At 62.6% G+C, this 21,029-nt stretch carries 21 protein-coding genes; 16 read left to right on the forward strand and 5 right to left on the reverse strand.

Annotated features, from left to right (window positions below; genetic code table 11):
- The first annotated feature begins 42 nt into the window (after positions 1–42).
- The gene (gene mvk, locus HWV23_RS00005; RefSeq protein ID WP_178288272.1) at positions 43–1,035 is read left to right on the forward strand and encodes a mevalonate kinase; all 993 of its coding nucleotides are present in this window, start codon (positions 43–45) and stop codon (positions 1,033–1,035) included.
- Positions 1,032–1,763, forward strand: a complete 732-nt coding sequence (locus HWV23_RS00010) for an isopentenyl phosphate kinase (protein ID WP_178288274.1) — start codon at positions 1,032–1,034, stop codon at positions 1,761–1,763. The genes mvk and HWV23_RS00010 overlap by 4 nt, the downstream gene beginning before the upstream one ends.
- A 117-nt stretch (positions 1,764–1,880) precedes the next feature.
- Here the strand turns inward: HWV23_RS00010 and HWV23_RS00015 are convergent, their stop codons facing one another.
- Positions 1,881–3,383 (reverse strand): class I adenylate-forming enzyme family protein, encoded by a 1,503-nt coding sequence (locus HWV23_RS00015; protein ID WP_178288276.1) that lies wholly within the window; start codon positions 3,381–3,383, stop codon positions 1,881–1,883.
- An 85-nt stretch (positions 3,384–3,468) separates the two neighbouring features.
- Between HWV23_RS00015 and HWV23_RS00020 the strand changes: the two genes are divergently transcribed.
- Entirely contained in the window at positions 3,469–4,368 is a 900-nt protein-coding gene (locus HWV23_RS00020; RefSeq protein WP_178288277.1) for an MBL fold metallo-hydrolase, read from the forward strand.
- Here HWV23_RS00020 and HWV23_RS00025 read toward each other — a convergent pair.
- On the reverse strand, positions 4,363–5,499 hold the full coding sequence (locus HWV23_RS00025) for an acyl-CoA dehydrogenase family protein (RefSeq protein ID WP_178288279.1): 1,137 nt from the start codon (positions 5,497–5,499) through the stop codon (positions 4,363–4,365). The genes HWV23_RS00020 and HWV23_RS00025 overlap by 6 nt on opposite strands.
- 106 nt (positions 5,500–5,605) lie before the next feature.
- Between HWV23_RS00025 and HWV23_RS00030 the strand changes: the two genes are divergently transcribed.
- Positions 5,606–7,111, forward strand: coding sequence for a class I adenylate-forming enzyme family protein (locus tag HWV23_RS00030; RefSeq protein WP_178288281.1), 1,506 nt, complete (start codon positions 5,606–5,608; stop codon positions 7,109–7,111).
- 68 nt (positions 7,112–7,179) lie between these two features.
- The gene (locus HWV23_RS00035) at positions 7,180–7,989 is read left to right on the forward strand and encodes an SDR family oxidoreductase (protein WP_178288283.1); all 810 of its coding nucleotides are present in this window, start codon (positions 7,180–7,182) and stop codon (positions 7,987–7,989) included.
- 248 nt (positions 7,990–8,237) lie between these two features.
- Here the strand turns inward: HWV23_RS00035 and HWV23_RS00040 are convergent, their stop codons facing one another.
- Entirely contained in the window at positions 8,238–8,579 is a 342-nt protein-coding gene (locus HWV23_RS00040; RefSeq protein WP_178288285.1) for a ribbon-helix-helix protein, read from the reverse strand.
- 87 nt (positions 8,580–8,666) lie between these two features.
- On the opposite strand from HWV23_RS00040, the gene HWV23_RS00045 reads away from it, so the two are divergent.
- Both HWV23_RS00045 and HWV23_RS00050 read left to right on the forward strand, forming a co-directional pair.
- Positions 8,667–9,584, forward strand: a complete 918-nt coding sequence (locus HWV23_RS00045; protein ID WP_178288287.1) for an HhH-GPD family protein — start codon at positions 8,667–8,669, stop codon at positions 9,582–9,584.
- 100 nt (positions 9,585–9,684) lie between these two features.
- Positions 9,685–10,929 (forward strand): inorganic phosphate transporter, encoded by a 1,245-nt coding sequence (locus HWV23_RS00050; protein WP_178288289.1) that lies wholly within the window; start codon positions 9,685–9,687, stop codon positions 10,927–10,929.
- 158 nt (positions 10,930–11,087) lie between these two features.
- Here HWV23_RS00050 and HWV23_RS00055 read toward each other — a convergent pair whose 3' ends face one another.
- On the reverse strand, positions 11,088–11,864 hold the full coding sequence (locus tag HWV23_RS00055) for a hypothetical protein (RefSeq protein ID WP_178288291.1): 777 nt from the start codon (positions 11,862–11,864) through the stop codon (positions 11,088–11,090).
- Positions 11,865–12,141: 277 nt separating this feature from the next.
- Here HWV23_RS00055 and HWV23_RS00060 point away from each other — a divergent pair, with 277 nt between their 5' ends.
- Together HWV23_RS00060 and HWV23_RS00065 are read left to right on the forward strand one after the other, a co-directional pair.
- Complete coding sequence (locus HWV23_RS00060) at positions 12,142–13,122, forward strand: hypothetical protein (RefSeq protein ID WP_178288293.1); 981 nt, start codon at positions 12,142–12,144, stop codon at positions 13,120–13,122.
- Between the two features lie 241 nt (positions 13,123–13,363).
- Positions 13,364–13,546, forward strand: coding sequence for a hypothetical protein (locus HWV23_RS00065; protein ID WP_178288295.1), 183 nt, complete (start codon positions 13,364–13,366; stop codon positions 13,544–13,546).
- A 68-nt stretch (positions 13,547–13,614) separates the two neighbouring features.
- Here HWV23_RS00065 and HWV23_RS00070 read toward each other — a convergent pair whose 3' ends face one another.
- On the reverse strand, positions 13,615–15,033 hold the full coding sequence (locus tag HWV23_RS00070) for an MATE family efflux transporter (protein WP_178288296.1): 1,419 nt from the start codon (positions 15,031–15,033) through the stop codon (positions 13,615–13,617).
- Between the two features lie 140 nt (positions 15,034–15,173).
- Between HWV23_RS00070 and HWV23_RS00075 the strand changes: the two genes are divergently transcribed.
- The 7 genes from HWV23_RS00075 to HWV23_RS00105 all read left to right on the forward strand — a co-directional run bounded on the left by HWV23_RS00075 (position 15,174) and on the right by HWV23_RS00105 (position 20,975).
- A complete protein-coding gene (locus HWV23_RS00075) occupies positions 15,174–16,064 on the forward strand; it encodes a helix-turn-helix transcriptional regulator (protein WP_178288298.1) in 891 nt (296 codons plus the stop codon).
- 210 nt (positions 16,065–16,274) lie between these two features.
- Entirely contained in the window at positions 16,275–17,069 is a 795-nt protein-coding gene (locus tag HWV23_RS00080; RefSeq protein ID WP_246282754.1) for a DsbA family oxidoreductase, read from the forward strand.
- The gene (locus HWV23_RS00085; protein WP_178288302.1) at positions 17,069–18,046 is read left to right on the forward strand and encodes a glutathione S-transferase family protein; all 978 of its coding nucleotides are present in this window, start codon (positions 17,069–17,071) and stop codon (positions 18,044–18,046) included. The genes HWV23_RS00080 and HWV23_RS00085 overlap by 1 nt, the downstream gene beginning before the upstream one ends.
- Positions 18,047–18,115: 69 nt before the next feature.
- Positions 18,116–18,874 carry an AzlC family ABC transporter permease gene (locus HWV23_RS00090; protein ID WP_178288304.1) on the forward strand — a complete coding sequence of 253 codons (759 nt, stop codon included), beginning with the start codon at positions 18,116–18,118 and terminating at the stop codon, positions 18,872–18,874.
- On the forward strand, positions 18,864–19,184 hold the full coding sequence (locus tag HWV23_RS00095; protein WP_178288306.1) for an AzlD family protein: 321 nt from the start codon (positions 18,864–18,866) through the stop codon (positions 19,182–19,184). The genes HWV23_RS00090 and HWV23_RS00095 overlap by 11 nt, the downstream gene beginning before the upstream one ends.
- Positions 19,185–19,512: 328 nt before the next feature.
- The gene (locus HWV23_RS00100; RefSeq protein ID WP_178288308.1) at positions 19,513–19,929 is read left to right on the forward strand and encodes a DoxX family protein; all 417 of its coding nucleotides are present in this window, start codon (positions 19,513–19,515) and stop codon (positions 19,927–19,929) included.
- 107 nt (positions 19,930–20,036) lie between these two features.
- The gene (locus tag HWV23_RS00105) at positions 20,037–20,975 is read left to right on the forward strand and encodes a winged helix-turn-helix domain-containing protein (RefSeq protein WP_178288310.1); all 939 of its coding nucleotides are present in this window, start codon (positions 20,037–20,039) and stop codon (positions 20,973–20,975) included.
- Positions 20,976–21,029 lie beyond the last annotated feature (54 nt).

Genomic DNA, 21,029 nt, shown 5'->3' on the forward strand with positions numbered 1-21,029 from the left:
GTGTTCGGTTACGCTTTTGCCGACGCCGGGCAACGACGAGGTATGACCACTTCGAGCGCTCCCGGGAAGGTCTACCTCTTCGGCGAGCACGCGGTCGTGTACGGCGAGCCGGCCGTCCCCTGCGCTATCGAGCGGCGGGCACGCGTTACGGTCGAGGAACGCGACGATGACCGTGTCCGCGTCGACGCCGACGAACTCACGCTGGACGGCTTCACCGTCATGTGGGGCGGCGAGGACGGCGGCCGCCCGGACGTCAACGTCCCGACGCCGCTGGTCGAGGCCGCGATGGGCTATATCGATAACGCCCTCGAACAGGCGCGGGACGCCGCTGACGCGCCTAACGCAGGATTCAACATCACCGTCGAAAGCGACATTCCACTGGGTGCCGGCCTCGGGTCGTCGGCAGCCGTCGTCGTTGCCGGCATCGACGCCGCGACCCGCGAACTCGGTGTCGAACTCGACCCGATAGAAATCGCCGACCGAGCCTATCAGGTCGAACACGAGGTGCAGGACGGGCAGGCATCCCGCGCCGACACCTTCTGCTCGGCGATGGGGGGCGTCGTTCGCGTCCAAGGCGACGACTGTCGCGTTATCGAGGGGGTCTCGAATCTGCCGTTCGTCGTCGGCTACGATGGCGGCTCCGGGGATACCGGCGAACTCGTCGCTGGCGTCCGGGAGTTGAAGGAAACCTACGGGTTCGCCGAGGACACGGTCGAAGCTATCGGTGATGTCGTCCGCAACGGTGAGGGCGTGCTTCGTGAGGACGACCTCGAAGAGTTGGGTCGACTAATGAATTTCAACCACGGCCTGCTTTCGGCTCTCGGCGTCTCCGGACGGAAGTTGGATTCGATGGTCTGGACGGCCCGGGAAGCCGGTGCCCTCGGCGCGAAACTCACCGGGGCCGGCGGCGGCGGGTGTATCGTCGCGCTGGACCGCACCGAACAGACCAGAACGGCGCTCGAATACACGCCCGGGTGTGAAGACGCGTTCCGCGCGGAACTCGACACGGACGGTGTCCGGGTGGAATCCGAATGACGACGGTGCTGAAACTCGGCGGTAGCGTCGTTACCGAGAAGGACGAACCGGAGACGGTCGACCGCGAGAACCTGCGCCGTGCGGCCGATGCTCTTGCAAAATCCGACGAGGAGTTGGTCGTCATCCACGGCGGCGGGAGTTTCGGCCACCACCACGCCGCCGAACACGGCGTCTCGACGACGGATGGGACCCACGACACCGAAGCCGTCCGGGCGATTCACGGCGCGATGAAGGACCTGAACGAAGCGGTCGTGGACGCGCTCGCGGTGGCCGGCGTTTCGGCTGTTCCTGTCCATCCTTTTTCGGCAGCCAGCCGTAATTCGGCAGGTGACCTTTCCCTACCTACCGACCAACTGGCGACGATGCTCGACGAGGGATTCACCCCCGTTCTTCACGGCGATGTCGTCGTTCACGAAACCGCTGGCGCGACCATTCTCTCGGGCGACGAACTCGTCGTCGCACTGGCCGATGCGCTCGATGCGGACCGTGTCGGCGTCTGCTCGGCGGTGCCTGGCGTCTACGATGCCGACGAGAACGTCATCGACCGCATCGACGCCTTCGGTGACGTCGCCGATGCGCTCGGTGGTAGCGACGCGACCGACGTGACTGGCGGGATGGCCGCCAAAGTCCGAGAACTCCTCGGTCTCGCTGCGCCCGCCTACGTGTTCGATATCGACGGCCTCGACGAGTTCATCGCCGGTGAACACCCCGGTACGCGAATCGACTGAGTCTTTTTATACCAGGGCGCGGGCAGACGCCCCGTGCTCGACTGAGCCACTCCGGCGCGCACAGCGGGTGTGCGACAGGACGCGTCGGAGGCCGCGGAGTGTCTGTCGCCTGCTTGCCTACTCGCCGACCTGCTCGGCTAACGCCGTCTTGTCGATTTTCTGGCTACCCGTTCGCGGGAAGGAATCCACGAAGTGGATTCGGCGGGGCTTCTCGTAGCCGGCGAGACCGTCGTGGTTCGCACAGAAGGTTTCGACGTAGTCGGCCGACACCGACTCGTCCCCGACGATAGCTGCGGTAACGGCCTCGCCCAGACGTTCGTGCGGCGTCCCGAAGACCGCAACCGCATCGACGCCGTCCATCTCCGCGAGGACGCTCTCGACGCGGGAGGGAGCGACCTTTTCGCCCCCGGAGAGGACGATATCGTCGAGTCGGTCGACGAAATAGAGGATGCCGTCCGCTCGATGGACCACATCGCCAGTCCGGAACCACTCGCCGTCGAACGCGCGGTCGGTTAGCTCCGGTGCCTCCCAGTAGCGGGGCATGACACTGTCGCCGCGGAGCCACAGCTCCCCGTCCTCACCGTCGGGGACATCCTCGCCGGTATCGGGGTCCACGACACGCGCCTCGATGCTCGGGACCGGCTTGCCGAGGGCGCCCTCGTCCCGTGGCGTCTCCGGCGTTCCGGCGACCGTCAGCCCCGCGGCCTCGGTCTGGCCGTAGTAGTTCAGTAGTTCGTCGACGGCGAAGGCGTCCTCGAACGCATCGAGCGTCGATTCGGTCGCCGGACTGCCGCCGTAGAAGCACATCCGAAGCGACGAGGTATCGTGCTCGCGAGCGGCGTCGCTATCCAGCGCGTCCACCATCATCGCAGGGACGAGCCCCGTAATCGTCGCATCGGTGGCCTCGACCAGTTGTGCCCACTCCGCGGCGCCCCAGGCGGGATGGATGACGACCGAGCCGCCGGTAAACAGTCCCATCAGCGTCGCGCCGTGGAAGCCCCCGACGTGGAACAGCGGGACCGAAACGACGGCGGTATCGCCGGCCGTCACGTCGTAGGTGGCGATACCGGCGTCGACCTGTGCGCCGACGTTTCGGTGGGTCTGGACGACGCCTTTCGGGTCGCCCGTCGTGCCCGACGTGTGCATGACGATGGCCGGTTCGCCGTCCAGTCGTGTCGCTGGCTCCGGCGCGGCGTCGGGGCTGCCGAATACGTCGGCATCGAACCCATCGGTATGGCCGGCGACGAGTACGTCACCGTATCCAGCCCGTTCGGCGGCATCAGTTGCAGTGCTCGCGAACACCGCGTCGTGGATGACGACCGCGGGGTCGACGTCGGCAAGCACGTGGGCTACCTCGTCGGGCCCGAAGCGGTAGTTGACCGGCGTGAAGGCACAGCCGGCGCGCCACGCGCCGAGAGCAACCGCGAGAACAGTGGGGTTGTCGAGCATCAGCGCCGCGACCCTGTCGCCGGGTTCGGTTCGCTCATCGAGGAACGCGGCGACGGCGGCGGCCTGTTCCTGTAACGCCCGGTAGGTGATGTCCTCCCCGTCGGGGTCGACGACTGCCGGCCGCTCCGGGCGCGCTCTGGCCTGCTGTGCGAAGCGCTCGTAGAGGTTCATGCTCACACGCTGGGTACCATCCGGTATAAGTGTGGTTCCTGTTGGCAGGGGACGCTTTTTGTGGTCCGACGACGACTACCGGGTGATGGAGTACGAGCGACACGAGTTCACCCAGCCGCTGTACGGCGGCGTCAACGCCCTTCGTATCGGTGACACGCTCGTCGATACGGGCCACGTCGCACCGGTCTGTCGAGATGAGGTTCGAGAGGCACTTGATGGGCGACTTGCGGATATAGACCGGGTGCTGCACACCCATCCGCATATCGACCACGTCGGCGGCTCACAGACCATCGACGCGCTGGCGGACCTCCCGCACATCGTTCCGGCGGGTGAACGCGAAATCCTCTACGACTACACCGATTACCTCCGACAGGCTCGCGAGGAGATGACCCGATTACTCGCGGGTTTTCCGGTCGACGCGAGTATGTGGGACGCCTACTTCCCGGTACAGTCGTACAACGAGGAACGCATCGATATCGCTCGGGAACTCGGTGATGAGGAGACCGTCGAACTCGGCGGCTACGAACTCGAAGCCGTCACGACGCCGGGCCACGCAGACCCGCATCTAGCCTTCTGGCACGAGCCCAGCGGCACCCTGTTTTCGGGCGACCTCGTCGATTCGGACGGTCGGTTCCAGTACGGGCCGTTGCTGGGAGACGTCGGCGCCTACAAGGAATCGCTCCGGCGAATTCGGGACCTCGACCCGGAGGCCCTCGTCCCGATGCACGGCCCGGAGATGACCGACCCTGAGTCGCGCATCGAAGCATCGTTGACTGACGCTGAGCGGACTGAAGCTCGCCTGTTGCGGTTCCTCGAGGGACCGGAGCCGCGGTTCGCACGGGAGTTCGTCATCGAGGAATTGGGTGTCGACGGCCAGCGGACGCCGTTTCTCACGCTCGTGGTTTACGAGTATTTGCGGCACCTCGAAGAACGGGGAAAAATCGACCTTGCGGTGACCGACGACGGGATTCGCGCGGAGCTATAGGTCGAGTAGTTCCTTCGCGATGATGTTCCGCTGAATCTCGCTGGCGCCTTCGCCGATTTGGTAGATTTTCGTGTGTCGGTAGTGGCGTTCGACGGGGTAGTCGGTCGTGTAGCCGTTGCCGCCGTGGAGTTGGATGGCGTCGCTGGCGACCTCTTCGGCGATTTCGCTGGCGTAGAGTTTCGCCATGGAGGCGAGTTTGGTCGGTTTTTCGCCGTCGTCGACGCGCTGGGCCGCGTCGTAGACGAGGCGACGCGCGAGTTCGACTTTCAGACCCATATCCGCGACCTTGTGCTGGACGGCCTGGAATTTCCGGAGTTCGCGGTCGAACTGTTCGCGCTGTGTGACGTAGTCGACCGTCTCCTCCAGACACCCCTGTGCGATGCCGAGGGCTTGGGCGGCGATGCCGACCCGTTCTTCCTCGAAGAACTCCATCAGTTGGTAGAAACCGGCGTCCTCGTAGCCGACGAGGTTCTCCTCGGGAACGCGCACGTCGTCGTAGCGAATCTGGGCCGTCTCCGAAGCGTTCCAGCCGAGTTTGTGAATCTCGCTTTCGACCTCGAAGCCGTCGCGGTCGGTCTCGACGATGATGGCGGAGATGCCGCTGTGGCCCTCGTCGCCGGTCCGGCACATCGTGAGAACGTAATCGGCGATGGTGCCGTGGGTGATGAAGGTCTTGACGCCGTTGATGACGTACTCGTCGCCGTCCTTCTCAGCGGTCGTCTCGATGCCGGCGGCGTTGGAACCGTGGTTGGGTTCGGTGTTACCGAGCGCGCCGATGAGTTCGCCCTCGGCGACCCCGCGGAGAATCCACTCTTTCTGTTCGTCGGTGCCGTACTCGCGAATCATCCGAGTGCCGAACTCGGTGCCGATGGCCGCGAGCATCCCCGCGTCGACGCGGCAAATCTCCTCCATGAACAGGCACGTCTCCACCTGTGAGAGGCCGGCACCGCCGTATTCCTCGGGTAACGTTCCGCCGACGAGGCCGGCATCGACGGCTTCCTCCCAGACTTCCTCGGGCCACTCGCCGGTTTCCTCGTGGTGTCTGGCGACCGGCGCGATTTCGTTTTCGGCGAACTCGCGGGCGGTCTGTCGGATGGCACGTTCCTCTTCGGAGAACCCGAAATTTACCATGAAACTACAAACACATTTTAAAGTTTAGTCGTGCCGGTGGTAGTAAATATTGCCGCAGGCTTGCCGGCGTAACACTAATCATCTTTGGGCAGTACTACCATGCCGCATGAATTTCGCCACCCATGTCGACAAGATCGCTCGGAGCACTCCGGACCGTCTCGCGATGACCGACCACACGCGGGAGGTCACCTACGCGGAGTTGGCCGGCGAGTCGAACGCCTTCGCGAACGCGCTCGAATCGCTGGACGTCGAGGCCGGCGACCGGGTCGCGCTGTATCTCCCCAACAGTATCGGCTTCATGACGGCGTATCTCGGGGCCATGAAACGCGGCGCGATTCCCTTCCCCATCAACATGCGGTTTCAGGGACAGGAAATCGAATACGTGCTGGAGGATTCCGGCGCCGTCGCGGCGGTCACACACGGGCAGTTCGAGGACGTACTGGCCGGACTCGACGTCCCGTCGCTGGACCACCTCATCGTCGCCGACGGCGAGCGCGGGCACAGTTACCGCCAACTCGTCGGCGCGGCGGACACCGATTACGACCCCTATCCCCGCAAGGAGGACGAACTCGCGGAATTGATGTACACCAGCGGGACGACCGGTCGACCGAAGGGCGTCAAACACACCCACCGGAACCTCGGGACCAACGCCAGCGGCCTCGTGGAGGCGATGGGGTGGTCGACGGATACGACGGCGCTGACGGTGTGTCCGCTGTTCCACGTCTCCGGTCTCAACGTCTCGACGACGCCGCTTTTGACCGTCGGCGCGGAGAACCACTTCCTCCCGGAATGGGACCCCGACACTGCCCTCCAGACGATGGCCGCCAACGACGTGACCTACGCCTTCTTCATCCCGACGATGGTTATCGACATGCTGGAACGCGACGTCGCATCGTACGACCTCTCGTCGCTGGAGTTGCTCGGCGTCGGCGGGTCGCCGATGCCGAAAGAGCGCATCGAAACCGTCGAGGAGACGTTCGGTGTCACGCTGCTGGAGGGGTACGGCATGACTGAAACGACGCCGCTTGCGGCCATCAATCGCCCCGACCAGGAGGTTCGGAAAGCGGGAAGCATCGGCCCGCCGGCGACCGAGGTCGTCGACGTTCGCATCGAGAACCCGGAAACGGGCGAGGAGGTCGGAACCAACGAGAAGGGCGAGCTGCTGTGGCACGGCGACACCGTGACGCCCGGTTACTTCCGGATGCCAGAGAAGAACGAGGAGGCGTTCGTCCAGCGTGAGGGCAAACGCTGGCTCCGGTCGGGCGACATCGCACGCATGGACGAGGACGGCCACCTCTTCGTCGAGGACCGCATCGACGACATGATAATCACCGGCGGGGAGAACGTCTATCCGCGCGAAATCGAGGACGTACTCTACGAACTCGACGGCGTCGTCGAGGTTGCGGTCATCGGAACCCCACACGAGCGACTGGGGGAGACTGTCACGGCCGTCGTCGTCGCCGACGGCGACCTCTCGGAAGCCGATGTCGAGGAGCATTGCCGCGGCCGCCTCACCGACTACAAGGTGCCGCGTCGCATCGAGTTCGCCGAGGAGTTGCCGAAGACGTCCACGCGGAAGATCGACAAGGTGTCGCTCCGCGAGGAGTTCTGATTCCGTCTTCAATCCCCCGGTAGTGAGAGACGACGGATTAATACCGGTTCCCCGAGGGGGTTGTTCTCATGCCGAACGATTGGCCCCAGACGCCGGATAGCACCGACATCTACGCCGACGACCTGCTGGAGGGCGAGACCGCCCTGATTACGGGCGGCGGAACGGGAATCGGCGAGGAGATGGCGCTGGCCTTCGCCGACCACGGCGCCGACGTGGCCGTTGCGTCCCGAAGCATGGAGCATCTCGAACCGGTCGCCGAGAAAATCGAGGAGAAGGGCCAGAACGCCTGTGCGACCACTGTCGACGTCCGCGACAAGGAGAAAGTCGACGAGATGCGGAATACCGTCCTCGACGAACTGGGCGACATCTCGATTCTGGTCAACAACGCCGGGGCGAACTTCCTGACGCCGCTGGAGGACCTCTCGGCGAACGGTTGGCGCGCGGTCGTCGGCACGATTCTCGACGGCACCGCCTACTGTACGATGAGCGTCGGCGACCACATGATAGACAACGGCGGTGGCTCCATCATCTCGATGGGTGCGACCAATTCCGTCCACGGAGCGCCGTTCCACGGCCACTCGGGGGCCGGCAAGGCCGGCATCCACAACCTGATGCAGACGGTCGCAAGCGAATGGGCGAAATACAACGTCCGCGCGAACACCATCGCGCCGGGTATCATCGAGACGCCCGGCGTCACCGAGGCGGCCGGTGGTGCGCTCCCCGAGCAGATTCTGGACCACGTCCCCGCGGACCGATTCGGCCAGCCACGGGATTGTGTTCCACTCGCGGTTTTCCTCGCCTCCGACGCGTCGGCGTACGTGACCGGGAGTTACTATCCGGTCGACGGCGGGCATCTACTGCTGCCGTCACCGTACTGAATCGCTTGGGAGGGATGTGAAGCGGGCTTATGCATCCGTGAGGCGCGCGAAGCGCGCCGAGCGGTCTCCGCGCCGACCGAAGGGAGGCGCGGGACCAAGGGCCGACCGGTTGCGAGACTCCGACCGAAGGAGGAGTCTCGGTATGCCGAACGGCGAACGAAGTGAGCCGTGAGGCGAGGGAGGCCCGCCGTGTCTTTTTCATCGAAGTTTTTGCCGGATCGGCTTCTCCGACCCGTGCAAAAAGTTCGTTAGAATTGATAGCGACGTGCGTTGTCGTCCTGCGGCGGGTACTGGTCGGAGACGCCGCCAGCGGCGCCGGTCATCTCGTCGAAGGTCATCCCCGAGAGGTACTCGTCGTAGGTGACGTCGTAGCCGCTCCGGAGGTGGAAATCGAGATTGCCGGTCTCGACGGCGGACTGAAAGAGCATGTGGACGGCACGTCGGAGGAGTTCGTCCGTCTCGTCGGGGTCGTAGGCGTTGATGAGCATCGCCAGTTCGTTGCGCGTCTCGGTGTCGAGGTCGACCGTGAGTTCCTCGCCGAGGTCCGAATACGTCTCCTTGATATCCGCCGAAAGGTCGTCGAGTCCCATATCCGTAGTTGGAACTGGACGGTGGAAGTCCGTTTCGCTCGGGCCGAACCGTCAGGCCCAAGCGCCGTCCGTCGAAACGGGCAGTCGATGACCGACGCCGCCGAGTACCTCCCGGAGGACACCGATGCGGTCCGGGAGGCGCTCATCGAGTGGTACGAGGCCGACCACCGCGAGTACCCGTGGCGGCAGACCGACGACGCCTACGAGATTCTGGTCTCGGAGGTGATGAGCCAGCAGACTCAACTGGACCGTGTGGTTTCGGCGTGGGAGGAGTTTCTGGCAGAATGGCCCACGGTGGAGGATTTGGCGGCGGCCAACCGGGCCGACGTGGTCGGCTTCTGGACGGATCACTCGCTGGGCTACAACAACCGCGCGAAATATCTCCACGAAGCGGCTAACGAAGTCGTTTCCGAACACGGCGGCGAGTTTCCGGAGACGCCCGAAGGTCTACAGGAATTGATGGGCGTCGGCCCCTACACCGCCAACGCCGTCGCTTCCTTCGCGTTCAATAACGGTGATGCCGTCGTGGATACGAACGTCAAGCGCGTCCTCTATCGGGCGTTCGATGTTCCCGACTCGGACCCGGCGTTCGAGGCAGTTGCCTCCGAACTCATGCCTGACGGAGAGTCCCGAGTCTGGAACAACGCAATAATGGAGCTAGGTGGCGTCGCCTGCGAGAAGAAGCCGAAATGCGACGAAGCCGGGTGTCCATGGCGAGAGTGGTGTCACGCCTACGAGACCAATGACTTCACGGCGCCCGACGTACCAACACAACCAGAGTTCGAAGGCAGTCGACGGCAGATGCGCGGTCGGGTGATTTCGACGCTTCGGGAGTTCGATGAACTGCCCCTCGACAAATTAGGGCCCCGTATTCGAGTGGATTACTCTCCCGGCGGTGAATACGGCCGTGAGTGGCTCCATGAACTCCTCTCTGACCTTGCTGAGGACGGCCTGGTCGAACTGAGAGAACATGGTGACGAAACGGTTGCGCGCCTACAGAACTAGTCCGTATGTGTTCTGTAGTGTAATCCGAGTCGAATCAACTCGGTGCTGGCTGCAGGAATTATAAATAGGAGTCAGGTAATGTTGATGCAGGTACGAACCGATGGTGATGCTGCTAACTGTCGTCGGTATCGCTGTCGCTGCATTCGTCGGGTTCAACATCGGAGGCTCATCGACAGGCGTGGCGTTCGGCCCGGCAGTCGGCTCACGGCTCGTTCGGAAGCCGACCGCTGCGGCCCTGTTCGTCGGGTTCGCCTTCGTCGGTGCGTGGACTGTCGGCCGGAACGTCATCGCGACGATGAGCAGCAGCATCGTGCCGGCAGCCCAGTTCACGCCCATCGCGAGCGTCGCGGTCCTGTTTTTCACCGGCGCGTCGCTGTTGATATCGAACCTCTACGGCGTTCCGGCCTCGACCTCGATGACGGCTGTCGGTGCCATCGTGGGATTGGGCCTCGCGTCCGGTACCCTCAATCAGGCGCTGATGTTCGTAATCGTCTCGGCGTGGATCGTCGCACCGCTGTTGAGCTTCCTCATCGGTATCGTGGTCGGGCGCTACATCTACCCGTATCTCGACCGCTACATCGCGTTCACGAGGTTCGACCTCCACTTCATCCAGCTTGACCGTTCGGGGACGATTCCACGTCCGTACGTGAATCCGAACGCGACACCACAGGACGTCGTCGGGTCGTTCTCGGTGGTTCTCATCGCCTGCTATATGGCGTTCTCTGCAGGGGCCTCGAACGCGGCGAACGCCGTAGCCCCGCTCGTCGGTTCAGGGGGCTCGCTCACCGTCAATCAGGGCGTCCTGCTCGCGGTGGCGGCGTTCGCGTTAGGTAGTTTCACGATCGCCCGTCGCACGCTGGAGACGGTTGGAGACGATATTACTGAGTTGCCGATTCTCGCGTCACTCATCGTCTCCATCGTCGGTGGGACAGTTATCACGATTCTCTCCTATTTCGGCATTCCCGCGAGTCTCGCGGTAAGTACGACGTCGACGATTATCGGGCTCGGATGGGGGCGGGCGAGTCGGGCAGCGACACTGGCGGAGTTAGCGAAGCCAGCCCCCAGTCGTCCGGATTTAGACGTCGCGACGGGCGCATTGGTCACTTCACGCGTCGAGGAGGCGCCTGCTGGCCCGACCATCGGGGATATCGCGCGACAGGAGAAACCGGCCGAAAAGCCGGAGGAAATTCCGGACGTTCCGGACGTCGGCGCGGAGGGGCCGGCGGATCTCGACGAGCGAAGTCTCTTCGATCCGAGGGCGGCCAAGCGTATCGTAACGATGTGGGTGTTGACGCCGTCGCTGGCGATTGTCGCCTCGTATCCCGTCTTCGTGTTGCTGCTGTGAATCGCGGTCATCCGATCTCTACTGCGCTCACACGGCCGGAATAATCAGTCGCGAAACCGCGTCGTCTAGCAGTTCGTGTTCAGTGTCGGTCCACCTGATGGTGCCGCGCCGAGTATCGAGGACCGATCAACAACACCACTGCGGTTCGGACCGGTTCATCACGCGAGCCAACGGTCGGAGGCGTACAGACCGCCGCCTGCCAGCACGAACACGACGCCGAGCGCCGCGACGCCGAGGCCGACGACGAACCCGGCGAATCCCGGCCCGAAGTCGTCGACGTGGCCGTACGTATAAATGCTGTACAGCGTCTCTCCCTTCCAGACCGCGGTCGGAAACTGGTCGACGTAGGGGTCGTTGACCCGCGGCCGATACCCGGAATCGTCCGAGGTGGAGTTGGCCAACACGTTGTCGACAGTCCGCTGTTGGCCCGGTGAGAGGTTCTCGTAGCGGGGCGCCTGGTCGGCGGTGGCGTTGGCGACTGCGCTGAGCGCGACCGATTCGGCGCGAACCGTCGAGCCGTTCGCCTCGACGGTGATTCGGTAGTACCCGGTCGTCCCGGCCTCGCTATCACGGGCGAACTCGTAGTCGGCGGCGATATCTCGCAGGTCCGCCCGAACACTTTCGTCCGTTACTGTCGCCGAACCGTTCGCCATCGCCGACTGCAGGGCGCGGCGCGTGGCGTTCGGTGATCGGTACGTCTCGTCGTCGTACCGCGTCGTGAGTTGGTAGTCCGCGAGTGTGACGTCGTCGCCGTACCTGTCGACGACCCGTTTCTGGTCGGATACGTTGCCGAGATCGATCGGTTCGGCGGCGTATATCTGTGAGGTCTGTGCGGGCGGGGCCGTGGCCGTTGCTGCCCAACCGAGGTACTGCGGCGCTGGGAGGCAAACCACCCCAGCGACGACGAGCAGGAGGGCTACTCGGCGGCGATCCATAGGCGAAACGTCCGCTTTTTAGTGCAAGTGCTTTTGGGAACCCCACCGGTTACGAACTGAGAGAGGACACGCGAGACGCGACCGAAGGGAGCGGTGTGTCGCGGAGGACTTTCGAGTCTCCCACGCCGGGTATTGAATAGCAACACCGAGTGCCATACTTTGAAAACGGCTCTGTCCGGATAGCCACACGATGGTACAACAGGGTGGGATGGACTCGCGGATATGGGTGACTCGGTTCGTTGACAACGTTCAAGCCCGACTGGGCGTGGGACCGCTCGTGAGCGGGACGGTCACGCTGGGGATGGTGCCGGTCGTCTTGACGGCGCTGTTTTTCGTGTTGGCGGACGGCCAGATAACGAACGACTTCCTCATCGCGCACCTGTTGGCGATGGGCGTGCCCGTTATCGGCCCTGCCGCGATATGGTACTGGGATGCGCGTGTCTTCCCGACGTTCGTCGACCAGAGCGCCGACCTGGCAGCGAATCCGACGGCCGTACAGCGCGTCGGCGACAAGTACAAGGCCATCTTCAGCACGCGCTCGTGGTATTTCGTCGTCCCGTGGATCGCGCTAATCGTCGGCCTGACCGTCCTGAATCTCGGCTTCTTCGAGACGGTCGGCATCACGGGCGCCGGTGACCCCGCGTTCTGGGTCTACCTGCTGTTTGCGGCGTGGTGGGGCCTCATTACGGGTATTGGATTACACGGTGCCGTCACCGCCGTCCGGGCGATCAGAGCCGTCGGGGAGTTAGACCTGCAGATCGATCCGCTGCACCCGGACGGTCTCGGGGGGCTGAGCATGATCGGCCACCTCGCGATCTGGACGACGATGCTGATTTCGCTCGGCTCGCTGGCCCTCCCGCTGGCGTTCCTGCTGGGCACCGAGGGCGGCTATCGTGCCGTCGTCTACCTCGCGGTGGGTGTCTACATCGTCGTGATTGCGGTGTCGTTCGTCTATCCTACCGTATACGTGAATCGGCGTGCGGGGGAAATCCAAGAGCGGGAACTCGAAAAACGCCGGGAGAAAATCAGACAACTCCAGACGCAAGCTGCCAATCTCGAAGAGGCCGACGGGGACACGGGAACTATCGACGAGGTGGCCACGCGGCTCGAAATCCAGCGGCTCCGTGACGAGTTCAACGAGTACGATAGCGTGAGCCTCTATCCGCTTTCGGTGGGTATCATCATCCGACTGGTCTCCTCGCTTTTCCTCCCGATATTCTTCACTCTCATCGACATCTATCTCGGCCAACTGCTCTAACAGCCACTCACAGCGTAGTTTGACCGGTGGGCCGGTCGGGGGACAGACCACGATGAGGTCACGAACCGGTTCCATCCCTGCGTTCGACGCGTGTTATTGGGGTCGGCTTGGCTCGGGTGATCGCCAATCACGGTGTAACGAACCCGAAGCGGAAGGCGTTCGTCAACCATTTCCGTGCTTGCTGTCGCGATACGGTATGGGTCGCGACCTGACTCTGAAGAATTTGCTTCGAGAGTTGGCCATGCGAATCGGAGCAGCCGCGGTCGTTTTCGGGGTGTTCGTCGGTGTCGGGTACCTCAGCCGAATGGAGGCCTTTGGGCTGGCCAACCTGCTCGACGACCAGGCAACGTTCTTCACCGTCGCCTTTCTCCTGATAGGATTCCTCTCGGTCGGCTGGCTGCTGATTCAGCGCTACAGACAGTAGGCGTTTATATCGATACTCATCTCGACGGTCGTCGCCCGGGGTCCGACGAGTAAATTCGCTCGACATGCTTAATCGGCAGAAGCTTCAGCAACGCTGTCAGCCGCTTTGCGGAACATCCCGTCACGTTGCGTGTAGTAGTACGCCGCGAGAACGATTGCGGTCAAGACGTGGGAAACTGCGATTGCTCCGAACACTGGAACCACACCCATCCCGAGGAGGGTCGCAGCGAGTCCGGCCAGTGGAATCTGGAGGCCCCAATACTGGAGTAGAGACGAGCGGAAACTAACCGCTCCCCGACTGGCGCCGTTGAATCCACCTTGCAGTATGTACATCGCACCGTAGGCCGGATAGCTGACCGCCAAGAGCCGCAGGAATTCGACCGCCAGAGCGAACGACTCGCCACTGAGTTGCGGGGCGAGGATGTTCGTGATACTGCTTGCCATCGCCCATTGGATGATGGCGAGCAATGCGAGAACCCCACCGAGGATGACTACGCCGACCCGTGCTGTGCGGGCAGCACGCTCGGGCTTTCCAGCGCCGAGGTTCTGTCCGACGACGCTCTGGGTCGCCGACTGAAACCCCTGGGCGGGAATCGACGCGGCGGAGAAGACGCGAGTACCGACCGCGTACGCAGCCAGGGCTGCCGGCCCACCGGCAAGGAATACGATTACGACGATTACGAGGTCCGCCACGCGGCGGTTCGCCTGTTGGGCCGACGGCGCGAGCCCCCGGTCGACAAGCGCTCGAAACTCGTCGAGGCTGACACGGGTGGCCGCCCGGGACATGACACCACCGCAGCGACCCCGCAAGACGAACGCGACAGCGAGTACGAGGCCGGCAGCGAAACCCAGTACCGAGGCGAGTGCTGCCCCGGCGACGCCTAACGCGGGAATCGGCTCCAGACCGAATATCAGCACGGGGTCGGCGATGAGAATCGTACCGACGGTGGCAACGCTGATGGACAGAGCGGCCCGCGAGTCGCCCCTCGCAACGAAGGCGGCCTCGATTACGTCGCTGGTCGCCGCGAACACGAGACCAAGCGCGAGAATTCGGAAGTAGTCGACCGTGAGTTCGACGACGTGTGCCGGGGTTGGTTCGGGGCGAATCACGGTCAGGAGTTCGACGAGCGTCGGTGCGACTACTACGGCACCGCCACCGATGACGATACTCAGAATCGCTCCCAGAACGACGCCGTTGAACGTCGCCTCTCGTGCCGCCTCTTGCTCGTCGGCCCCCACACGCTGGGAGACCAGAATCATCGTCCCGATGTAGGGGACGCCGATTACGAGGATGAGCAGGAGACTGAACAGGGGTGCGGCGAGACCGACGGCAGCGACCGCGTCGCCGCCCAGCCGACCGATCCAGAACAGGTCGATCACGAGCGATGCGACTTCCACGACGTTCTGGGCCAGCAACGGAATCGATAACAGCGTCAGAACGCGGTGGATTGGTGCGGACGTAATCTCCTCGTTCGACAGTTCGAACATAGGGGCAAAACAGGGGATAGAGGCACTAATATGGCCGCTAAATCCAAGTCCCGTAAGATATTTGACATGATGTACGAACCGAACGTATCGATAGACATCGACCCGAAGAGATAACCCCCAACCCACCGCGTGTGTAGCATATGTTCCTCACGGATGGGGGTACGTCAGAAGACCGGCTCACGTCGGAGGACGCCTTTGCGATACTCGGAAACGAGTATCGCGCGGAGATTATCCGAACGCTCGGCGAAGAGCAGGGCACGGAAGGACCGCGACCGACGTTAGCGTTCTCGGACCTGTATTCGAAGGCCGACGTCGATATCGCCACGAGCCAATTCAATTATCATCTCCAGAAACTCGTCGGGCCGTTCATCGACAAAACCGAAAACGGATACCGGTTACGACACGAAGCAGTAGCGCTGTACCGGACGATTCTGGCCGGCACCTATACCGAAACGGCGTCCCTCGAACGGTTTCAGGTGGGTGTCGACTGCTACTACTGTGACGCACCGATAGAAGCCCGCTATGCCGACCGGCGGTTCACCGTCCTCTGTTCGGGTTGTGGCCGGGAGTATTCCGATACGACGGCCCCGCCGAGTATCGTCGAGGGGAATCACGAGGCCCTGTTGAACCGGATGAATCAGTACGCTCGACACCGGATTCTCGCGTTTTCAAAGGGCGTTTGCTCGATTTGTGCCAACGACCTCCGGACACGAGTTCTTCCCGGAGAAGAACTGGGCGTGTCTGGGTCCGAACAGCTCGACGTGTTCGTTCACCGGTCGTGTGACCATTGCGGTGCACAGCAGTACATGTCGGTTGGCCTCTCACTGCTCTACAATCCCGAGTTAATCGCGTTTTTCCAGGCGCAAGGTCGCGATATCACGACGACACCAATCTGGGAATTGGAGTTCGCGATGACGGACCGGTTCGTGGACGTTCGCTCGACGGACCCGTGGGAAATCGCACTTCACATCGAACAGGACGGTGCCGAACTCGAACTCGTCGTCGACGACACTCTCACCGTTCTCGACTAAGCCCTATCGACCCCGACGAAGTGCTCGATTTGTCGTCTCTTGGACGTGTGTAGCCATCTCGGCATCCGACGGAAGCGGCCTGGTTTCCCGTACTATACCTGGTTTATTGTACTCTGCCTGAAATATATTCCCCGACGGATTGTAGCCGGCTATATGTCGTCGACAGACACAGCGAGCGAGCGACCAACGCTGACCCAGTTTACCGACCCGATGTGCACGTGGTGTTGGGGGTCAGAACCCATCATCCGACGCCTTAGAGCCATCCTCGGCGACCAAATACGGATCAGATACGTCATGGGTGGGCTGGTGGAAGATTTCGACGAGTTCTACGACGCCGCCAACGACATCTCGGAACCTGGCGACGTCGCTCCGCACTGGATTGAGGCGTCCGAACACCACGGGATGCCCGTCGATACGCGAATCTTCGAGGTAGACCCGGCTCAGTCGACGTATCCCGCAAGCAAGGCGTTCACCGCCGCACGCCAGCAAGGGCCCGAACTCGGCCATCGGTATCTGCGTCGGCTTCGCGAGGCGTACACGACGCAAGTCCGTAACGTCAACGACAGGGAGGAGCAGGTGAACCTCGCGGAATCAGTCGGCCTCGACGTCGACGAGTTCACGACGGCCCTGGATGACGGGTCCGCAGCGGCGGCGTTCGAGGCGGACCTCTCTCGGGCCCGCGAAGCGGGCGTTCGGGCGTTTCCGACGTATCACATCGACGGGCCATCCGGTGAACAGTGGCTGTCTGGATTCAAGTCGTTCGAGGAACTGATGACCGCACTAACGACCGTTGACCCCACCGTCGAACCGGCATCTCCGCCACCGATGCAACGGTTTATCGCCGAATACGGCCCCGTGGCGACCCGGGAAGTCGCCGAGGTGTACGAACTCGATGATGGAAAGGCGCGACAAGTGCTGGAATCCCTCGTCGATGACAGGACGGTACACCGCGAACGGCGGGGCAATGGCTTCTTCTGGCACTCGAAGCAGGGAGGTGACGACTGATGGGGCTCCTCCACGATGGCGAGTGGGAACCGGATGCCACCCGCGACCAGTACGACCATGACACCTTCGACGACCGAATCAAGGATTTCCGAGGTGCCGAGTTCCCAGCAGAGGTGGGCCGCTACCACCTCTACATCTCGCGGGCCTGCCCGTGGGCTCACAGGGTAGCGCTCACCCGACGGCTCCTCGGCCTCGAAGACGCTATCTCGGTCGATATCGTTGCCCCCGTCCGCCACGACCAGGGGTGGGAGTTCGCTCCCGAGAAGGCGAACTGTACGCCGGATTCGGTTCACGGCCACGACACCCTCTACGAGGTCTTTCAGGAGGCTGACCCGGAGTATACGGGCCGTGTGACGGTCCCGGTCCTCTACGACCGGCAAACGGACATCATCGTCCACGAGGAGTCTGCGGAAATCGCTCGGATGCTCGCCACCGAGTTCGGCCACCTCGCGTCGACCCCGTTGAACCTCTATCCGGAGTCGATTCGGGGGCGTATCGACGACGCCATCGAGGACATCCATACCTCGATTAATACCGGCGTCTATCGGGCTGGGTTCGCCGAATCGCAGGCCGAATACGAGACGGCCGTTAGGGAACTCTTCGATGCTCTGGCACGCTGGGACGAGACGCTCGCCACTCGTCGCTACGTCGTTGGCGACCGTCTTACCCTCGCGGACGTGTTCCTCTTTCCGACGCTGTATCGGTTCGACGCCGTCTATCACACGCACTTCAAATGCAACGTCCGCCGTCTGGTCGACTTCGACCATCTCTGGGACTACGCCAGGGATATCTACCAGACACCGGGCGTCAGTGCAACCTGCAATATGGACCACGTCAAGGCCCACTACTACTGGAGCCACGACGACATCAACCCAACCGGATTCGTGCCGGTCGGACCCGAACTCGACTGGACAGTACCTCATGGTCGGAGCGACCTGTCCGACGAGGACAGCAGTCTCGGCGAGGTGGAACGATGACCGACACATCTGATTCAGGGCTACAGCGGTCGTGGACACGGGACGAAGAACGATAGGAGAAAACGGGGAATGACTCAGACAGACGCGGAACCACTCGGTAGGTCGTCGGGCAGCGGAGAGGCATCGACCGAGACGGAGAGCGAAGCACTCGAATTCTCCCGTGACGGTATCCGGTCCGGGTTCGTCACGTGCGCCCCCGTCGCGCTTGGCGTCGGCGGGTACGGCCTCGTTTTCGGCGTTCTCGCACGTGAAGCCGGGTTGAGTGTCATGACTGCCGTCGCGATGAGCGCGACCGTGTTGGCGGGGGCGGCACAACTCATCGCCGTCGGACTGTGGGACTGGCCGATTCCCGCCGTCGCCGTCGTCGGAACGACGCTGGTGGTGAACCTCCGGTATCTACTGATGGGTGCGTCGTTGCGCCCGTGGTTTACCCGACTCCCGTCGCGTCAAGCGTATACGAGCCTCTTTTTCATGGCCGACGAAAACTGGGCGCTCACCATCCAGGACCTCCGCGCTGGCAACGGACGCGGGGCGTTCCTTCTGGGTAGTGGGTTGGCAATCTGGGTCTTCTGGGTCGTCGCCACCGCTATCGGTGCAGTCGCTGGTGGTCGCATCGGCAACCCGGAAACCTACGGGCTGGATTTCGTCCTGACAGCCATCTTTCTCGCCCTCCTCGTCGGTTTTTGGGACGGACGAACATCCCTGGCTCCGTGGGTCGCGGCTGCCGTCGTCGCCGTGGCCGTCGAAACCGTGCTCCCCGGCCGGTGGTATATATTGGCTGGCGGGCTCGCCGCGAGTCTGACGGAGGTGACGCGTAATGTTCGATGAGGTGTCGCTGACTGCGCTGGCAGTCGTGTTCGGGATGAGTATCGTCACGTACGCGACCAAAGCCGGCGGATTCTGGGCCCTAGACCGAATCGACCCGTCGGAGTCGGTTCGAGAGGCGCTCGACGTCCTTCCGGGGGGTATCATCGTCGCCATCCTCACCGTTCGTTTGCTGGATGGCGGACCGACCGAGTGGACGGCCGGAATCGCCGTCGTCCTCGTCGCTTACCGAACCGAGAACGTCTTGCTCGCAATGGCTGCCGGTGTTGGAACGCTGTTAATCGTCCGGTGGGGACGAACCGGAATCGTCTAGCCGCCACCTCGACACCACTGCCAATCATTTATATAAGTACTGACAGATAAATTTTCCCCCTTCGAATAGGGATACGCACCTAGCATCTATTCCTGATATTCACCGATAAAACCCGCAAAACCTGCTCGTGGTTCGTTGTGTGCTCCTCGTTTCTCTCCAGTATAGCAGGGTGAACCTGGTATAGTATAACTTGCCTGAAATATATTTATCGAACGTCCGTCTCTCCGCTTGCAACGATGTCAGCGAACGACATTCGACACGCGACGGGTGGAAGAGAACGGACGAACAGCAGGCCGCGAACGCACGACTCGACGGGAGGTGACAGCTGATGGTTTTCTCCTCGACGCTATCCGGAGCGGCCTTCTTACTGAGTCGGGTGCTGTTCGCGCTCGCCATCGGTTACCTCGCGCTCGGTAACCTGTTCGACCTCGAATCGTCGGTCGGCTACGCCGAGAGCAAGGGGGCGCCACTGGCTGTAGTCAGCGTCCCGCTGGGGAGTCTCGGGCTAATCGTGGGGTCGCTCGCAGTCCTCACCGGTGTTTACCCCGCAGTCGGTGCGCTGGCGGTGCTCGCCTTCCTCGTCCCGATTACGGCCATCATGCACGACTTCTGGACGATGGAGGGTCAGGACAGACAGAACGAACAGGTTCACTTCCTGAAAAACGTCGGCCTCATCGGGAGTGCACTTGTTTTCCTGGCGCTCTCGACTGTTACGTGGCCGCTGGCCGTCGGCATGGGGTTCTGAGGCGACCAGAGCGCCTCTTTTCGGACGCCTTCGGAGCAACGTGGCATCGTACCGCTCGCCCCTGATAGGGCTCAATATTTATACGCCATTGTGTCCGTGTGGCATTCATGGCCAGTGACCCATCAGACAGGACGCAGGCGGCCACTGACGCCGAATCGGCGTTCATGACCCTGAGCCACGACCTTCGGTTAGAAATTCTCCTCGCGTTGTGGGACGCCCCGGGGTTTTCGTTGTCGTTCTCGGAACTCCGGAAGACGGTGGGTGAACGTGACTCGGGGAGCTTCACGTACCACCTCTCGGAGTTACGGGACCACTTCGTCGCTAAAACTGACGAGGGGTACGAACTCCAATACCCCGGACACCGTGTCCTCGATGCGATCCAGAGCGGCGTCTTCCACGAGCAGGTCGCCGTCGGACCGGTCGAACTCGATACCGACTGCCGGGCCTGTGGGGAACAACTGACTTTCAAGTACGACACCGATTACATCGCCCGAGTTCGGTGCTCAGACTGTGGGAACCGTGCGATAGAATGGCCGTTCGACCCCGGTGGTATCGCTGACCGCGACGACGATGCGATAGTCGCGGCCTTCGACCGACGGACGAGACTCATCTGGTCGTGTGCTCTCGACGGTGTCTGTCCGTTCTGTGCTGGCCGCGTCGACCGGGAGTTAACCAGTCAGGTCCACGAGGAAGGCGCTTGCGTCGGCGTTATCGAACAACTCGACCGGTACGACGAGTACTTCGCCCGTGACCATCCCGCAGTCGTGGCAGTCGACTGCGAACGGTGCAGTTTCTACAGTTTCATTCCCGTCGGCGTCGTCCTGTTGACGCGTCCGGCGGTTTCGGGGCGACTCCACGAGGCCGATATCGACGTCCGAGCGACGCCGCTATGGGACCTCGGTTTCGTGGTCGACGCCGACGCCGTTACTGTTCGGGACACCGACCCCATGTGCGTCGATGTCTCGGTTTTAGACGCTCCCGAGTCGCTGGCCTTCACTATCGATGCATCTATCGACGTCATCGGCGAGGCGACTCCCGAAACATAACGGAATTTACTGAAACGGGTTCCACGGAGCGTTTAATTACGGTTCGAACGTCTA

This window comes from Natronomonas halophila (genome assembly GCF_013391085.1).
GTDB lineage: Archaea > Halobacteriota > Halobacteria > Halobacteriales > Haloarculaceae > Natronomonas > Natronomonas halophila.